This window comes from Streptococcus sp. SG1, assembly GCF_030439935.1.
GTDB classification, from domain to species: domain Bacteria; phylum Bacillota; class Bacilli; order Lactobacillales; family Streptococcaceae; genus Streptococcus; species Streptococcus gordonii.
On sequence record NZ_JAQFJC010000005.1, the window covers coordinates 43,967 to 60,306 of the forward strand.

15 protein-coding genes are annotated in these 16,340 nt (G+C 43.1%); 1 reads left to right on the forward strand and 14 read right to left on the reverse strand.

Annotated features, from left to right (window positions below):
• Positions 1-69: 69 nt before the first annotated feature.
• The 7 genes from PCY06_RS05350 to PCY06_RS05380 all read right to left on the reverse strand — a co-directional run bounded on the left by PCY06_RS05350 (position 70) and on the right by PCY06_RS05380 (position 7,927).
• Positions 70-2,292, reverse strand: a complete 2,223-nt coding sequence (locus PCY06_RS05350; protein WP_053794196.1) for a heavy metal translocating P-type ATPase — start codon at positions 2,290-2,292, stop codon at positions 70-72.
• A 10-nt stretch (positions 2,293-2,302) separates the two neighbouring features.
• Positions 2,303-2,674, reverse strand: a complete 372-nt coding sequence (locus PCY06_RS05355; RefSeq protein ID WP_002901455.1) for a cupredoxin domain-containing protein — start codon at positions 2,672-2,674, stop codon at positions 2,303-2,305.
• A gap of 18 nt (positions 2,675-2,692) precedes the next feature.
• Positions 2,693-3,088: a CopY/TcrY family copper transport repressor gene (locus PCY06_RS05360; RefSeq protein ID WP_046164964.1), complete on the reverse strand. Its 396-nt coding sequence runs from the start codon at positions 3,086-3,088 to the stop codon at positions 2,693-2,695.
• 147 nt (positions 3,089-3,235) lie between these two features.
• Positions 3,236-3,868: an SGNH/GDSL hydrolase family protein gene (locus PCY06_RS05365; protein WP_070494268.1), complete on the reverse strand. Its 633-nt coding sequence runs from the start codon at positions 3,866-3,868 to the stop codon at positions 3,236-3,238.
• A 5-nt stretch (positions 3,869-3,873) separates the two neighbouring features.
• Positions 3,874-4,701, reverse strand: a complete 828-nt coding sequence (locus PCY06_RS05370) for a Cof-type HAD-IIB family hydrolase (RefSeq protein WP_125367364.1) — start codon at positions 4,699-4,701, stop codon at positions 3,874-3,876.
• A complete protein-coding gene (locus PCY06_RS05375) occupies positions 4,698-6,368 on the reverse strand; it encodes a hypothetical protein (protein WP_082307230.1) in 1,671 nt (556 codons plus the stop codon). The genes PCY06_RS05370 and PCY06_RS05375 overlap by 4 nt, the downstream gene beginning before the upstream one ends.
• A 122-nt stretch (positions 6,369-6,490) precedes the next feature.
• On the reverse strand, positions 6,491-7,927 hold the full coding sequence (locus PCY06_RS05380; RefSeq protein WP_082307231.1) for a glycoside hydrolase family 1 protein: 1,437 nt from the start codon (positions 7,925-7,927) through the stop codon (positions 6,491-6,493).
• Positions 7,928-8,037: 110 nt separating this feature from the next.
• On the opposite strand from PCY06_RS05380, the gene PCY06_RS05385 reads away from it, so the two are divergent.
• The gene (locus tag PCY06_RS05385; RefSeq protein WP_061586270.1) at positions 8,038-8,910 is read left to right on the forward strand and encodes an AraC family transcriptional regulator; all 873 of its coding nucleotides are present in this window, start codon (positions 8,038-8,040) and stop codon (positions 8,908-8,910) included.
• 111 nt (positions 8,911-9,021) lie between these two features.
• Here PCY06_RS05385 and PCY06_RS05390 read toward each other — a convergent pair whose 3' ends face one another.
• The 7 genes from PCY06_RS05390 to msrB form a co-directional block, all read right to left on the reverse strand.
• The gene (locus PCY06_RS05390; protein WP_048777391.1) at positions 9,022-9,216 is read right to left on the reverse strand and encodes a hypothetical protein; all 195 of its coding nucleotides are present in this window, start codon (positions 9,214-9,216) and stop codon (positions 9,022-9,024) included.
• A gap of 16 nt (positions 9,217-9,232) precedes the next feature.
• Positions 9,233-9,460: a hypothetical protein gene (locus PCY06_RS05395; protein ID WP_082307232.1), complete on the reverse strand. Its 228-nt coding sequence runs from the start codon at positions 9,458-9,460 to the stop codon at positions 9,233-9,235.
• A gap of 104 nt (positions 9,461-9,564) precedes the next feature.
• A complete protein-coding gene (locus PCY06_RS05400) occupies positions 9,565-10,827 on the reverse strand; it encodes a CapA family protein (protein ID WP_105165086.1) in 1,263 nt (420 codons plus the stop codon).
• A gap of 156 nt (positions 10,828-10,983) precedes the next feature.
• A complete protein-coding gene (locus PCY06_RS05405; RefSeq protein ID WP_082307233.1) occupies positions 10,984-12,912 on the reverse strand; it encodes a beta-glucoside-specific PTS transporter subunit IIABC in 1,929 nt (642 codons plus the stop codon).
• Between the two features lie 282 nt (positions 12,913-13,194).
• A complete protein-coding gene (locus PCY06_RS05410) occupies positions 13,195-14,466 on the reverse strand; it encodes a TRZ/ATZ family protein (RefSeq protein WP_082307234.1) in 1,272 nt (423 codons plus the stop codon).
• 91 nt (positions 14,467-14,557) lie between these two features.
• Entirely contained in the window at positions 14,558-15,244 is a 687-nt protein-coding gene (locus PCY06_RS05415; protein ID WP_060970710.1) for a DUF4947 domain-containing protein, read from the reverse strand.
• A gap of 84 nt (positions 15,245-15,328) precedes the next feature.
• Positions 15,329-16,264: a peptide-methionine (R)-S-oxide reductase MsrB gene (gene msrB / locus PCY06_RS05420; protein WP_082307235.1), complete on the reverse strand. Its 936-nt coding sequence runs from the start codon at positions 16,262-16,264 to the stop codon at positions 15,329-15,331.
• Positions 16,265-16,340: the final 76 nt, after the last annotated feature.

Below are 16,340 nucleotides of genomic sequence, written 5' to 3' on the forward strand. Positions count from 1 at the left end.
CGGAGGTGAGACGACGAAATCGAATTCTAACGAATTACCGATTTCTGTCCCACTCTCTTTTTGTTTCATTTAATCAATTTTCTCAACATTGAGAAGCAGCGAGCTAGTCAAAACAGACAAAGAACTAAGGGCCATAGCAAGACCTGCTAGTTCTGGATTGAGGGTCAATCCCAGTCCTACAAAGACTCCAGCAGCAATTGGAATCCCAAGGATATTGTAGATAGAGGCCCAGAAGAGATTGAGTAAGATCCTGCGGAAGGTCTTTTGACTCATGTCAAAGGCGCGCACAACGCCAAGTAAATCATTTTGCGTGAGCACGATGCCACCGGACTCGATCGCAATATCCGTTCCAGATCCCATAGCGATCCCCACATCCGCGATCGAGAGAGCTGGAGCATCATTGATCCCATCTCCAACAAAGGCGACCTTGCTAGCTTCTTGCAGTTTTTGGATGGCGCTAGCTTTTTCTTGAGGAAGGACATCAGCAATGACGGTGTCAATTCCCACTTGCTTAGCAATAGCTTGAGCCACCCGTTCATTATCCCCCGTTAACATGACCGTTTTCAAGCCCCGTTCTTTGAGCTTTTTGATCGCTTCTTTTGAGCTGGCCTTCGGAGCATCTTGAATGGCAATCAAGCCAATCACTTGCCCATCCACAGACAAACTGATCACTGTTTTGGCCTGCTCTTGCAACTCTACCATCCGTTTTTCAAGCTCCGGATCCATCGCTGTCCCGTCATGAAGTTTGCCATTTCCCAAGGTCACCAACTGCTGGTCGATCTGACCTTGGACCCCTTTTCCTTCAATCGCTTGGAAGTTTTCCACAGGGAATAACACCAAACCTTTTTCTTCTGCTTGGGATAACACCGCTTGGGCTAGTGGATGTTCTGAAAAAGTTTCAAGACTAGCAGCCAGTGTCAAGACACGCGCTTCATCTCCTACAACATCGGTTACAAGTGGTTGGCCAATGGTAATAGTCCCTGTCTTATCAAACACAACGGTTTGAATCTTTTGCACTTCTTGAAGAACTGTTCCATTTTTAATCAGAACCCCCATCTTGGCACTACGGCCGGTTCCGACCATCAGGGCTGTTGGGGTTGCTAAACCAAGGGCACAAGGACAGGCAATAATGAGGACAGAGACTGCATAGAGCATGGCCTCTTGAAGCGACGCGCCCAGAAGCACGGACCAAACCCAGAAAGTCGCAATGGCCAAAATCGTCACCACTGGAACAAAGATACCTGAAATCTTATCCGTCAAATCTTGAATAGGAGCACGACTGGATTGGGCCATTTTGACAAAGTCCACAATTTGAGATAAGAGGGTCTCACTACCGACTTTTTCAGCCTTAAAGAGAATGGTCCCATTGCTGTTGATAGTGGAGCCGATAACTGCATCACCAACTGATTTTTCCACAGGCAAGCTTTCACCTGTCACCATCGACTCATCAATGGTCGTACTTCCTTCTACAATCGTCCCATCAACCGCAATCTTTTCCCCAGGACGGACCCGAATCAAGTCATCAATTTGGATATCTTCCGCCGCCACCTCAACATAGTTCCCATCACGGAGAACTTGAGCCGTTTTTGCCTGCAAATCCAACAACTTTTCCACAGCCTCGGAGGCATTGTTACGCATCCGTTCTTCAAAGATTTGCCCTAAGAGGATAAAGAAGATGATAAAACCCGCAGCCTCAAAGTATACTGGCTGACCAGTAAAAAGGGCAAATACACTATAGACATAGGCTACCAGGGTTCCAAGAGCTACCAAGGTATCCATATTGGAATGGTGCTTCTTAAATGAGGCCCAGGCACTCTTGATAAAAGGAACTCCTGCTACCAACATGATCGGCGTTGTAGCTAGAAAAGTCCCCCAGCGACTGACTGTATGGGATACAAATCCTGCCATCATCCCGATCATCAAGATCAATAAGGGAAGGGTAAAGATACTAGTAATCCAAAAGCGACCCAGTAAACCTAAGACACGACGGCTTTTTTCCACAACCGTGTAGGAACCCTTTTGCATCTTCATTCCACATGAAAACTCGAAGTCCCCTGTTTCTGTCGGGGTAAAGGATATCACCTTATCCACACCGACTTCCAAAGGCTCTAAAATCCCCTGATCTTCAAACAAAATTTCCTTGTAACAGCCGGAAGGATTGACCCGATGGAAGGTGATTTCAGCAGGGATCCCTTTTTGAAGTTGAAATTCCTTTGGACTATAGCCTTTTTCTGCTGTAATACGGATCTTTTGCACTCCGTTTTCCACAACTGCTTTTTGTTTTTCTACCATACCTACTCCTTTATTCCACAATCATGTGACCATGCATCATGTTCATTCCACATGAATACCCATATTCGCCCGCTTTTTCTGGCGTAATTTCAATGACATGTTTTTCACCTAAAGGCAAATCTTCATGAACGCCAAAATCTGGAAAGATCACTTGAGCCAGACATGAAGATGGATCCTTGCGATTAAAGATGATCCGGGCTGGAACATTCTTTTTCAGGACAATGGTTTCAGGCGAATAGCCCCCCATGACTTCGACTTCAATTTCTTGATAACCTGATTTCTGACGAGCGTGGCCGCTTACCTTTTCATGCTCTGCAAAGAACCACCAAGCAATAAAAGCAACCACAAGTAAACAAACAATACTAATCAACAATCCAAACATGGAATTTCCTTCTTTCTATTACATACAATTGCAAGGGACTGTTTCGACAGCCTCTGCTTTCTTTTCTTCCAGGACCTGCTGCAGCTGATTAAGATCTGCAAGCGTAAAGTCACTCGCCTGAATCAAGTTTTCAAGCACCTGGACAATTCTTTTTGAGCAAACCTTGTCTTTCACCTCCTCAACCACCAAGTCTAAACTCTGGTCCTGCGTCAACAAAGCCGAGTAAACAAAGGCTTTGCCTATTTTTTCTCTAGTCAAGCACCCCTTTTCCACCGAGCGCGTCAAGAGAGTCTTGATGGTCGACTTCGACCAATCAAAGCGCTCGGACAAGACGGCGATCAAATCCGTGCTGGTCTGCTTGCCTTCCATCCAGATAATCTTCATGATGCGCCATTCCGCATTGGAAATTTGCATAGCTTCTCCTTTCAAAATCTACATTTGTAAATCTTATGATGCTATTTTACCACTAACATTTACATTTGTAAACAAAAAGTTTTAAAAAAACAAATCTTCCTTTAAAGATTTGTCTGGTTGGGCTTTTTTCGCTCCCTATTTTTATCTCTATAACGTCTCCTGCAAAGCCTTGGACAGGGCTGCATAGCCAGCAATGGTCAGATGGAGACCATCTGTTGTGTAGTCTGGGCGCAGCTGGCCTCCCTCGTCCAGAAAAGCATCGTAGAGATCGATAAATTGGACATTCATGTAGGCGTTAGCCAGCTGGCGATAGGCCTGATTGAGGTCCTGAATCTTCCCGTTCGTCCTGAGATAAACTGTCCCCTTGTACTCTTCTCCCTCATTCACTGGCAAGACTGATAGAAGCTGGATCTGGGCCAATGGGTACTCTCTGGAAATCTTCTGAATCACTCCTTCAAGATTTTCCAGTGTCTCAGACTGAGGTATTTCTTTACCAATATCATTGGTTCCTATTAAAATAAAAACCTTATCTAAAGCAGAACCAAAGAGGTGGGCATCAAGGTTGTCTAGGAGCAAATCCGTCTTGTAGCCACGAATTCCACGGTTAATCAGGACCTTATTCGTCTGTAATAGTTCCTGTAAAGGGTAGTATTCTACGATGGAATCTCCGATAAAAATAATATCTGGTTCCTTAACGGATACTTGATTCAATTCTCGGTATTTATCCTGCATTTTTGCCTGCTCTTTCAAGAGCCATTCTTCTAATAATTGTACTGCCATATTCCCTATCTTTCTTTTAAATACTGCTCTAAAACTTGAAGAACACCTGCCTCATCATTACTTGGTGCAATATATTTGGCCATTCTTTTGACTTTTTCTTCTCCGTTTTCCATAGCAAAAGAATAACCAGCCAATTCAAGCATTTCTATATCATTTTCGCTGTCGCCAAAAGCCATGATTTGATCAGCGTCAATCTTCCAACGCTCCATCAAACTACGCAGTCCCCAGCCTTTGTGGATTCCTCTTGGCAATAGATCAATAGCCCCGTAGCCACTGGTAACTGCATTGAGTCGCCCTGCAAAATCTTGATTGATTCTCTGTGTCACAGAACTAGTCTGCTCTTCATCTACTACGATACTCATTTTTATAACAGCTTCTTTATCCAGCTCCTGAAAATCACTGAGAAAATGAATCTGCCGGTAGAATTCCCTGGCTCTTTCTTCCGTCATAATTCTATCTACAATAGGAAAGTCCATTCCTTCTAAGGTGTGAGGACCATTTTGCAGATTAGCAACCAAATGGTAATTTCGTTCTCTGCTAGCAAAATATTCTAAAACATCCTGGACCAGATGGCTATCCCAATGCTGCTCCACAATCTTGTCTTCCCCTTCGAAAATTCGGGCGCCATTAGCTACGACAAAGGTAATACGATTCGCCAGTTCTGGACCAAAAAGATTTCGCATCCGACCGATTTCATTACCAGTAGCTACTACAAAGCGAATGTCTCTCTTATCTAGCTCATCTAAAATAGTAGTCAGACGAGGAAGATCTAGCTGTCCCAGACCATCCAGCAAGGTCCCATCCATATCTGTCGCAATCATTCTGATGCTCATACAATTTCCCCTTCTTCTGGCAAATGCCACTGACCGCTCGTTTCATAGTCTTCTATAATTCTTCTAGCCCCATTTGTTATTTCCTTGGGATAATGAAGGCTTTCAAGGGTATTCACTGCATTTTTGGTCAGGGCACTCCCCTCTTTAATCTGATAATCAAACACAATCTCTCCGTCACGGTATTGGCTGTCGAAGTGAAATTGATCATTTAAATCTCCAGAAGTAGCCACCAACTCCACATCATGACTGGAAATCATGTATAGACAGTGACGCTCAGCCAGCCATTTTATAATACCTAGACCTGCACCAATCCGCTCAAGAGTGTTGGTTCCCTTAAAAAGCTCATCGATGAAGAAATAATGGATTCCTTCTTGTTCCAAACTCTCTAGCATCCGCTTAATGGTGCGACTCTCAGCAATAAAATAGCTGTCGCCTGTCTCGATACTATCGCTCACATCCATTGCTGTCAAGACCGAACCATAGGCTAGGTTGAGACTATCTGCACAGGCAAAGTTCAGGCTTTGAGCCAGAATAGCATTGATGGCAACTGTCCTCAGATAGGTGGACTTCCCAGAAGCATTGTCTCCACTGATCATGATGTTTTTGGTAAAGCTGACATCATTGCTGACTGGCTGACTAAGTAGAGGATGATAGAGTTTTTTGCCCTCTATTCCCGCCTCTTCACAAAAACTCGGCTGACAGTAAAAGGGAAGAGATTCTTTGTAGCTCAATAGGCTTATAGCTGCTTCCAAGCGACCCAGAATATCTAAAACAGACTTTGCCTCCTGCTGATGGTGAAAAATTTGTCTGGAAATATAGGATTGAGCCATCTGAGGAATTAAGAAAATCATATTCAGATAGAGCAAGATGATTTCTAACTCTGACCCACCTGATTGATTTTGAAAAACTGAACCAAATACCCTAGCAGCACGGAAAGGTTTGATAGATGGCTTTAAATGTTCGTGGCCTGGGAAATTCAAGCCCTTCATTTTATCAGCTATATAGAAAATCCTGACTAAGTAACTCATATTTTCCAGCTTCATGGACAAAGACCAGCGTGTCATGGCTGAAAAGATTATATTGACCACTAGGCTGGTCAAAAATAAAACTAGGCCTAGTGAATCAGCTACAAATATAAGACCCAAGGAGATAATTGGCAACAAACCTAAGAGGATATAAAGAGGCCACCAGTAATTGGGCTTGATGGGCTGTAAAACTAATTTCTTGGCATGATTGTAATTCTTCTTACCTAACTGAGCAAATAAAACTTGCAGATCCAAGCGCTCCTTGGGATGGTTTTTCAAATAGCTCTGCAATTGTTCAAAAATCGGATCTGCTTCAAAGCGTTGCAACCTCAGTTTACTATACAAGTACTCAGAACCAAGACTAGACTGGGCCCCAGCATCTATCTTAGAGAAAATATCATACAAATCCAAATCCGACCAGGTTTGATCGTCTACTAAGCTATCGTATGACTGAAGTTCCATTTCCAGCAGAAGAGACTCACATAGACTCGCTTCGCTATCGGCTTTAGCCAAACGATTAGAACTTCCCCAGTAGCCTGCCAATTTTTGTTTGAAACGGTGGCGACTCACCATTCCAATAATATAAATCACAACACAAATCCCTAAAATAAAGAACAGGATTTTAAAAGAAGAATCAAACATAAGAACTCCTTAATAGCAATTGAAATAATCCCCCTCATTATACTACTTGATATAGTAAAAATCAAAGAGACATTCAACCGCCAACAATTAAAAAGCGGGTTCGAAAACCCACTTTTTACTCTTTAATGATAGAGACTATCTCCATTCGTCGCAATGACTTCTCTGTACCAATCAAAAGATTTTTTCTTGTAACGGGCTAGAGTTCCACTACCATCATCGTTGCGGTCAACGTAGATAAAGCCATAACGTTTGCTGAGTTCTGCCGTACTGGCTGAGACCAGGTCAATACAGCCCCAAGTCGTGTAACCTAGCAGTTCTACGCCATCTTCCAGCGCTTCTCCCACCTGCTGCAAATGCTGTTTAAGATAATCAATACGGTAGTCATCTTCAACCGTTGGGCCATTTGGACCATCCACCAAGACATCCTTGGCACCGAGACCATTTTCCACGATAAAGAGAGGCAACTGATAGCGATCATAAAAGCTATTTAGCACTAAGCGCAGGCCGACTGGGTCAATCTGCCAGCCCCATTCTGAGCTAGCCAGATGAGGATTTAGGATGCCACCTAGAAGATTGCCTCGGCCAGAAGAATAATTTTCCGGATCATGAGCTGCAACCACACTCATATAGTAAGAGAAGGAAATAAAGTCTACAGTATTTTCAGCCAAAAGCTCTTTGTCACCTGGCGCAAACTGAATCTCAATCCCATTTTCCTTGAAGAAACGATTGATATAGGCTGGATATTTTCCACGCGCATGGATATCAGAGAAGAGGTAGTTTTGATTTTCAAATTCCCGTGCTGCCAGCACATCTTCAGGCTTAGGTGTCATAGGATAGGCCGGCATAGCCAGAACCATACAGCCAATCTTAAAATCAGGATTGATCTCATGACCGATCTTTGTTGCCAAGGCAGAAGCCACCAGCTCATGATGGACCGCTTGATAGAGGTCCTGCTTGGATAGTTCTTCAGCTGGCGTGGCAATGCCACCGCTCATAAAGGGCGCATGGAGGACAGAGTTGATTTCATTAAAGGTTAGCCAATACTTGACCTTGTCCTTATAACGGGTAAAAACCGTACGAACATAGCGCTCATAGAAGCCGATCAAATCACGGTTGGCCCAGCCATTGTACTGACGCGCCAAGTGTAGAGGCGTTTCATAGTGAGACAGGGTAATCAGCGGCTCTATTCCATATTTAGCCAGTTCGTCAAAAAGATTGTCATAGAATTGTAGACCAGCTTCATTGGGCTCCAGCTCGTCTCCATTTGGAAAAATCCGAGACCAGGCAATGGAGGTCCGGTAGACCTTGAAACCCATCTCCGCAAAGAGGGCAATGTCCTCCTTGTAACGATGGTAGAAATCAATTCCTTCCAGCTTGAGATTATCTGGTGTCGGACCCTCGGTAATCAAAGGATTGCGATCACCTGGCGAGGCCGGCACTCCGCCTTTTGGAGTCACATCCTGAACAGACAGTCCTTTTCCATCCAGATTATAGGCGCCCTCATATTGATTTGCCGCCGTTGCACCACCCCAGAGGAAATTTTTAGGAAATTTAGCCATTGCATTTCTCACTTTCGTTTTTTCTTTGATTATATTATAATCTTAGATGAAAATATTTTTTTGCACAATTCTCTTATATATTGATACTATTCTACTACAAGGAGCAGGGAATGCTAGATCTTGGACAACTTCATAAAAATACCGTATATAAAAATCAAGGGACCCCCTATTCACTGACCCGCACTATTACTGAAGATGGGCAACCGGACATCCTCTTTCATTGGCATACTGACGTTGAAATGATCTATGTCCATGAGGGGACTGCTAAGTTTCATATTGACCAGGAATATTTCAACAGCAAGGCGGGAGATATCATCCTGATCCGCCCCAATGCTCTACACTCCATTCATCCTATCGAAAATCAAAAACACTACATGGATGCCTTGAACTTCCAGCTGGACTTAATGGGCTACTCTGCCATGGACCAGGCTAGTATTGATTACCTTCAACCTCTCTACAAGGGGGAGCTGGACTTTGTTCACGTGATTGAACCCCATCACAAGGGCTATCAAGCCATCCGTTCCTGTCTGATTGAGACCATGGAGACTGGCTATCATCGCAAGGACTACTTTGAATTTCAGATAAAGGCCCAGCTTAACCAGCTCTTTTATCTGCTTTTTGAAAATGGTTATGTTGTCTCCAAAACGCAATCTTTGGAAGGCTACCGCAAAGAAGAGAAGATCAGGACAATTATTGATTACATCAACCTTCATTATCAGGAGGAGTTAACGATTGATCATCTGGCTAATATTTGCGGCTACAGCGCTACTCATTTTATGAACTTTTTCAAAAAACAAATTGGCATCTCCTGCATGGAGTTCCTCATTCAGTTTCGATTGAGAAAGGCGACCGAGCTTCTGCAACATTCAAATCTTTCAGTCCTTGAAATTGCGAGTCAATCTGGCTTCAACAACTTGTCTAACTTCAATCGTCAGTTCAAAAAATACTATCAAATGACTCCCAGACAGTATCGAAAGAAATGACATTTATTGAAACACATAAAAAACAGCTTCGACGATATCCGAGGCTGTTTTATTTGTCAAAAATATTGAAAATTATCTTTTTTATCTTGCTTGTCTTTTTATCCAAATCATTTAAGTCAGCAAGGCCAGAATGATATTAACAAGTCCCAACACTAGCAAACTTCGCAAAAGCAAATGTCCTAGCTTCTCTTTAAAGAAATTGCGTCGAAGAAAAAGGCCAAAAATCAGCAGAACGATGGCTGCTAAAGCCAGAATCAACCAAATCACCAAAAGCAACCAAAAGAAAATGAATTGATATAAGAACATGACTCCTCCTAATTCTCTAGTAAGCATGACCAGTAATGAGAGCATAGATAATTCCAAAAACAAAGTATAAAGCAAGCCCCAAGCCAAACAAGAGCCATAGACGTCCCAAGAACTTCAAATAGAGAGACTTGCCTGGCTGACCAAAGAAAATTATCAAAAGAGCCGGTAGACTAAGGATCAATAGTATATAAAACACAGGAACAAAGAAACCTACTATCAACAATCCACTCCCTATACCTTCCATCTCTAAGCTCCTTTCTTGTTCATTATAGCAAATGTCATATTCATCACCAAATAAAAACCAGAAAAGCCTAGCTCCTCTGGTAATGTTGATTGACAAGAAAATAGTTAGTCCCAATTCAAGCCAACATGGTCTTTCATTTCTTGGTAGGCTTTATCAATCCGCTCCTTGGTAGCTTCATCCAGCCTATCCCGATATTTTCCACCTTCTATAAAGTCTTCCAGAATCAGAGTTTGGTAGCTATAAAGCGGATAGCCTTCAGCAGAAAATCCACCTTTTTCTACACGGCTGACCCAGGTAGGATGAGCCTGAGCACTCTTGATTCGGGTACCTTTGAGCGTCTTTTCAAGAGTCAGATCCATGAGAACCCCCCGCTCGGTCCACTGAGCATTTTCAACTCCTTCCATGGTCTCAATCCGTTGATTAGAAATGAAATTTCCCATAGAGTAGATGATTAGTTTTTTCTGGCCGTCCTTTTCCAGAGTTTCAGATGGTTGTGTCACATGTGGGTGTCCACCAAAGATGATGTCGGCACCCCAATCCACCATTTTGTGGTAGAGGGTTACCTGCTCTTCTGTCGGTTGTAGCTGATACTCTACTCCCATTTGAGGCATGACAACCGTAATGTCGGCTTCTTTCTCAGCACGTTCGATTTCCGATTTCATTTTCTCCTCATCAAGATTAGACAAATGCTGGTCATATTCATCTTGACTGAGATTTCCTTCCATTCCATTAAATCCGTAGGAATAGGCTAAGATAGCTATTTTAATCCCATTTACTTCTTTAATAGTCAGAGGCGCTTGAGCACGTGGTTCATGGGTATAAACACCAACCGGTGTAATTCCTTGGTCTTCAAAAGCCTTAGCAGTTGAAAATAGACCAGATAATTGGGAATCTAAAATATGATTATGAGCCAAGTCAAGCACATGATAACCCGCATCTTTAATAGCTCCTACTACTGACTCAGGTGCATTAAACAGCGGATAGCCTGCTAAAGGTAGGTCTGGACTAATGGTCCCTTCAAAATCTCCAATCGTAAGATCCGCTTGATGGAGCCATTCTTTAGCATACTGAAAATTCTCTGAGAAATCATAACTACCATCTTCTCGTAGAGCGCTCATATAGAGGGCATCATGGTAAAGCAAATCACCATTTGCCATGATACGAGCTGTTTGAACCTGCTTGTTTGCTACAGTCTTCGGTCTAGCTGAATTTTTATTTTCTATACTTGCCTGTCTCGTCTGCCTTCTTGCATCTATTTCCTTTTGGAAGAATAAAATGAGACTAGCCGAAAGAATAATCAGACTAAACAAAGCAAAAACAAACCATTTCTTTTGGGCTTCAGCTTTTCTTCTATCCGAACGTTTCATCCTTTTCGCCTCCTACCATATCTATTTTACCATAAAATAGATGTTCCAGTCATCCTCTAGAAAAACATTGTCATCATTAAAACATCTGAACTTTAAGACCTTTTGAAATTTAAAAAGAGCAGGTAGCATTCACATCCTGCTCTTTTCATACGGTTTTTAGTTTAATTCAAATAGAGTATCCCCTAGGTCAACTTCCCCTTCTGCCAAAACCTTCAGGTCTTTGAAGCGACTCATATTGGTGACAATAATTGGAGTTGTCACAGGGTAACCAGCCTCCTTGATAGTATCGATATCAAAGCTGAGCAAAAGCTGGCCTTTTTTGACCTTAGAGCCTTGGACAACATGAGCTGTGAAACCTTTTCCATTAAGGGCTACTGTATCCATACCGACGTGAATCAGCAGTTCTGCTCCATCATCTGTAGCTAAACCGATAGCATGGTTGGTAGGGAAGAGCAGGCGAATGACACCATCGGCAGGGGCCACTACTTCACCGACACTTGGCTCAATGGCAACTCCTTTGCCCATAGCTCCGCTGGCAAAGACCGCGTCTGGAGTATCCTCAAGAGCGATTATTTCGCCAGCTAATGGGCTTGTCACAACTTGCTCAACAGCTCCTTCAGAGACTCTTTCTTTTTTAAAATCTAAAGACTCGTCAGCATTTTTTTCTGACGGACCACCGAAAAGATTTGGAATTTTGACCAGCTGAGTCAATCCAAAACCTAATACAAAGTTTGCCACAATAGCGATGAGGAAGTGAATCAATGTCATGCTGTTGCCAGCTTCAATAAAGGATGGAATTGCAAAAAGTCCCATACCTCCCATAACCTGCATTTTGACATCAAAGAAAGCCAGATAAGCTCCAGTCAACGCTCCGGAAATACAGGTCATGATAAATGGCAAGCGCATTGGAAGCGTGATCCCGTAAATAGCTGGTTCCGTCACACCAAAGAGAGATGAGATGAAGGCTGGAATCGAAAGCTGACGAACCTTATCTTCTTTGGTACGCATCATGATATTGAGTAGGGCACCTGCCTGAGCAAAACAGATAGCAATAGTGGCAACAAGGATGACACCTGGACCCTTTTGAACCTCCAAAATTGCCAACGGTACCAAGCCCCAGTGAAGACCGAACATAACTAGAACCTGCCAAGCAGCCCCTAGAACGATACCGTACAGCACTGGACTAAGGTCATAGATACCTGTAAAGAGAGCACCGACCAAATCAGACGCCCAGCTCATTACCGGACCGATGACCAGAAAGGCCAATGGCACTGTAATCAAAAGGGTAAAGAATGGTACGATAAAGACTTTGACAACATCTGGAATGATTTTTTTAAAGCCTTTTTCAATCTTGGCTCCAGCCCAAACAGCTGCAATCACTGGAAGGACCGTTGACAGGTAGCTAGATGTAGGGAAGATAATAGGAAGACCGAAGAAAGTCGAGAAAATTGGAGACTCAATCGGTGTACCAGCAAAAAGTGTATAAAGCGGTTTTTCCGCTGTAAAACTAGCTGCGATATTTGGATAAACCAAAGCAAAACCGATAGCCAAAGCGGTGAACTGATTCATCTTGAACCGTTTAGCAGCTGTAATAGCCAAAATCAAAGGAAGAAACTGGAAGAGACCATCACCGGCTGCATTGAGCACAACATAAGCACCATCTGTATCAGGCACTCCAATAGCTGCCATAATGGCTACCACACCTTTGATCATACCTGCTGCTGACAAGGTACCGAGCATCGGCTGGAAGAGGCCTGATACAAGCGCAATGAAGCGGTCAAACAGATTTCCTTCTACAGCATCGTCATCTGCATCGACACTGCCCTCTCCAGAAATACCAGCAACTCTGAGCACCGTTTCGTAGACATCAGGCACATGATTTCCAATAACGACTTGATATTGACCTCCGGCCTTGACAACCGTTACAACCCCATCTCGCTTCATCAGATAGTCCGTGTCCGCCTTTGATTCATCCTTTAAGGAAAAACGTAAGCGTGTCACGCAGTGTACTAGTTTGGTAATATTGTCCTTGCCACCTACATGGGCAACAATGTCCTTAGCTAATTCGGTATAATCTTTAGCCATTTGGGATCCTCCTGTTCTATTTTGATTACGCTAGACCTGTTCAAGCTCCTGAAAAAAAGAAGAAACCTAGACGAATACCAAATGAGAAGATAGAACAGAGTTCTAACTCATTATTTGTATTCATCTAGGTTTTGCCTGCGTGATCAGTAACAATCCTTGTATCTAGTATAGCATATGATTTTAAAATTGCAAGCGTTTTCTAAAAAATTTTTAATGTTTTTAGAAAGTATCTTAAAAGAAAAGAGACTGAAAGCAAATGCAGCCTCTATTTTCTTCTCAAAATCAATCTTCTATATTGACATTCACTGTCAAAACCTGTCCATCTCGGACAACCTGCCGGCCAGCAATGTAGGCATCCTGAACGTCGCTCCCCTTAACAGCATACACAAGATGTGACAGCATATTTTCCAAAGGATAAAGGTGAATCCGCCCCTTTGGTTGAATAGCAATGAAATCAGCTTGCTTGCCCACTTCCAGACTACCAATTTTGTCCTCCAAGCCCAGCGCTTTAGCACCCTCAATCGTCAGTGCTTTCAAGGCTTGATCAATCGTAAACTGACTTGCATCACCTACCCGCATCTTTTGAAGTAGAGCAGCAGTCCGACCTTCTTCAAACATATCCAGATTATTGTTAGAAGCGACAGAATCTGTTGCGAGGCCAACAGTCACACCAGCAGCTAGTAAGTTGGTCACCGGAGCCACACCAGAAGCCAGCTTGAGGTTGCTGATAGGATTGTGGGCGATGCTGACTGGTGAAGTCGCTAAATCCGCAATCTCTGACGGATTCAGCTCAACCCCGTGAGCAAAAATGGCTGGTTGCTCCAAGTAACCCAGATCTTTCAAGAAAGCCAGAGGACGTTTACCGTAGCGTTCTAGGATAATTTTATTTTCATTTTGGGTCTCTGCTACATGGATATGAAGCCTCAAATCCAACTCACGCGCTAAATCTACACTGCCCTTTAGCAAATCTTCATCACAGGCATAGGGGGAATGAGGGGCCACCATGACCTGAAAATTTTTGTCATCATAGGAGAGAATCTCCTCGATAATAGCCCGCGTACGAATCAGGGTCTCTTCTGCTGTTTCCGCTGGCGAAGTAAAGAGGGTTGGAGAGAAGTAACAGCGCATCCCCGACTGACGGACGGCTTGATAAACTTGCTTAATATCTACCCCATGAGGATTATACATATCATTAAATGTCGTTGTTCCTGATAGCAACATCTCAGCCAGAGCAAATTGAACTGCTTTAGTGGTTACTTCTGCTGTAAACTGGCTCTCTGCTGGCCAGATATAATCCTCCAACCATTCATGCAGATTGCTATCATCACGAATCCCACGTAGCAAAGTCATGGCCGAATGAGTATGGCAGTTGACCAAACCTGGCATAATCCAAGCTCCTTCATAGTCCACTGTTTCACTACATTTCTCTAACCATGCTTGGTCATAGGGGCCGCAGTAGGCAATGCGGTCGTCCTCCACCACAAGCAGGCCTTCCTGATAAACATGAAATTCGCTATCACAGGTCACCAGATTGACATTTATATAGGCTTTCATCTGATATATCCTCACTTTCTAAATACTTGCACTCAGGAGATTTTAGCTATTATAACAAGCCTTATAAAATAGTTCAAGGGATTCTTGTAGTTTAGTCAAAACTAAGATAAGCAGGGTCCGGTGTAATATATAATAATTGGCCTTTATAAAATACGAGGAAGACCTCATTCTTCTTGTAACTATATAAGACGTAGCTGTTAGCAGATTCATCTCCCCCAGCCAGTCCAACTCCGACTGCAACATCCGCTACTGCAGCACCAAAGGCGCTCAGTTGCTCTTTTGTAAGATGCTGGTCTAAATATAATGATTTTAAGTTTTTAATTTCTTGGTTTCTAAAGTTTCCAGTGAGGTATTTTGGATCCCTTATCACTGCCTCAGGTTCACCTAGTGCTTCTTTGACTTTTTCCTCAGTATAGCCTTCATAACTAGGCACTTGAGCTTTAATTTGCCCGTCAGAAGAGTTGTAAGATACACTTCCATGTCCTTTTGCATAGATTTTATCTTTTGGAGCTAACTGGTCTCCTTCGTCCGAAGCTTCCCTTTTTTCTGAGAATCCAGAATTATCCTTCTCTCCACTTTCCTTACTTGACGACTGAGTCTCTTTACTAGTTTTCTCTTCTTTACTAGTTGACTTAGTCTTTTCTTCTGATTTTGAGCTTGAACTTTCTTCAGTTGGTTTATTCGAATTAGCCTGCCCTTTACCATTAGATTTACAAGCAGTTAGAGTGATAATCGTTAAAATAGTAAGTAAAATCGTCGAAAATCTTTTTAATTTCATCTTTCACTCCTCATTTTTATTATGATCATTATCCCTTATCTAAAAACTTTTGTCAACGCTCAGAAAAAAAGGCCTAACGGCCTTTTATTTCATGTGTTGAAGCAGATCAGCATATCCTTCTGCTTCCATTTTTTCTTTTGGAATAAATCGCAGAGCTGCTGAGTTGATACAGTAGCGCAAGCCACCTGCTGTTTCTGGACCGTCAGTAAAGACATGCCCCAGATGGGCATTGCCAGAACGGCTGCGCACTTCGATCCGCTCCATGCCGTGGCTCTTGTCTTCATAGTATCTCAGAACTTCTCTGGCAATAGGCCGACTAAAGCTAGGCCAGCCGCAGCCAGACTCAAACTTGTCACCGGCAAAAAAGAGGGGCTCCCCAGTCGTCACATCAACATAAATTCCTTCTTCAAAAGTGGCATTGTAGGCATTGTGGAAAGGACGCTCTGTCGCACTGAGCTGGGTCACCTGGTATTGCTCTTGCGTCAACTGTTCTTTCAGTTCCGCATCTGTAGGTTTTTCATACTGACTAGGATCGACCAAGGGCTGATAGGCGTCATTGACATTGATATGACAGTAGCCACCGGGATTTTTCTTGAGATAATCCTGATGGTAGTCCTCGGCTAGGACATAGTGGCGCAAAGGTTCCAACTCAACAGCAATCTTTTGTCCCAACTGCTTTTCCTGCTCAACAAAGACCTGTTCAATGACCGCCTTATCGGCTTGATTGGTATAGTAAACACCTGTCCGATACTGGCGTCCTACATCATTTCCCTGCTTATTGACCGACAGAGGATCAATAACTCGGAAATAATAGAGCAGGATTTCCCGCAGACTAATCCTCTTTTCATCATAGATTAGATGAACTGTCTCTGCATGGTCTGTCTGATGAATCAGCTGATAGTTGGTTGATTCCACCTGCCCATTGGCGTAGCCCACTGTCGTTTCCTCCACACCCTCAATGCGGGAAAAGTACTCTTCCAATCCCCAGAAGCATCCGCCTGCTAAATAAATTTCTGCCATAAAAGCACCTCATTTCTTTGCGTCTATTTTCTCATAAAAGGAGTCGAAATTATAGCAATTTGATTAGAACTTTCTT

Bases quoted from the DNA above. Each gene is read 5' to 3' on its own strand.
- PCY06_RS05375 (WP_082307230.1), bottom strand. From the start codon at position 6,368: ATGTTTGATTCTTCTTTTAAAATCCTGTTCTTTATTTTAGGGATTTGT.
- PCY06_RS05405 (WP_082307233.1), bottom strand. From the start codon at position 12,912: ATGGCTAAAGATTATACCGAATTAGCTAAGGACATTGTTGCCCATGTA.
- PCY06_RS05360 (WP_046164964.1), bottom strand. From the start codon at position 3,088: ATGCAAATTTCCAATGCGGAATGGCGCATCATGAAGATTATCTGGATG.
- PCY06_RS05380 (WP_082307231.1), bottom strand. From the start codon at position 7,927: ATGGCTAAATTTCCTAAAAATTTCCTCTGGGGTGGTGCAACGGCGGCA.
- PCY06_RS05395 (WP_082307232.1), bottom strand. From the start codon at position 9,460: ATGGAAGGTATAGGGAGTGGATTGTTGATAGTAGGTTTCTTTGTTCCT.
- PCY06_RS05390 (WP_048777391.1), bottom strand. From the start codon at position 9,216: ATGTTCTTATATCAATTCATTTTCTTTTGGTTGCTTTTGGTGATTTGG.
- PCY06_RS05370 (WP_125367364.1), bottom strand. From the start codon at position 4,701: ATGAGCATCAGAATGATTGCGACAGATATGGATGGGACCTTGCTGGAT.
- PCY06_RS05415 (WP_060970710.1), bottom strand. From the start codon at position 15,244: ATGAAATTAAAAAGATTTTCGACGATTTTACTTACTATTTTAACGATT.
- PCY06_RS05355 (WP_002901455.1), bottom strand. From the start codon at position 2,674: ATGTTTGGATTGTTGATTAGTATTGTTTGTTTACTTGTGGTTGCTTTT.
- msrB (WP_082307235.1), bottom strand. From the start codon at position 16,264: ATGGCAGAAATTTATTTAGCAGGCGGATGCTTCTGGGGATTGGAAGAG.
- PCY06_RS05410 (WP_082307234.1), bottom strand. From the start codon at position 14,466: ATGAAAGCCTATATAAATGTCAATCTGGTGACCTGTGATAGCGAATTT.
- PCY06_RS05385 (WP_061586270.1), top strand. From the start codon at position 8,038: ATGCTAGATCTTGGACAACTTCATAAAAATACCGTATATAAAAATCAA.
- PCY06_RS05350 (WP_053794196.1), bottom strand. From the start codon at position 2,292: ATGGTAGAAAAACAAAAAGCAGTTGTGGAAAACGGAGTGCAAAAGATC.
- PCY06_RS05400 (WP_105165086.1), bottom strand. From the start codon at position 10,827: ATGAAACGTTCGGATAGAAGAAAAGCTGAAGCCCAAAAGAAATGGTTT.
- PCY06_RS05365 (WP_070494268.1), bottom strand. From the start codon at position 3,868: ATGGCAGTACAATTATTAGAAGAATGGCTCTTGAAAGAGCAGGCAAAA.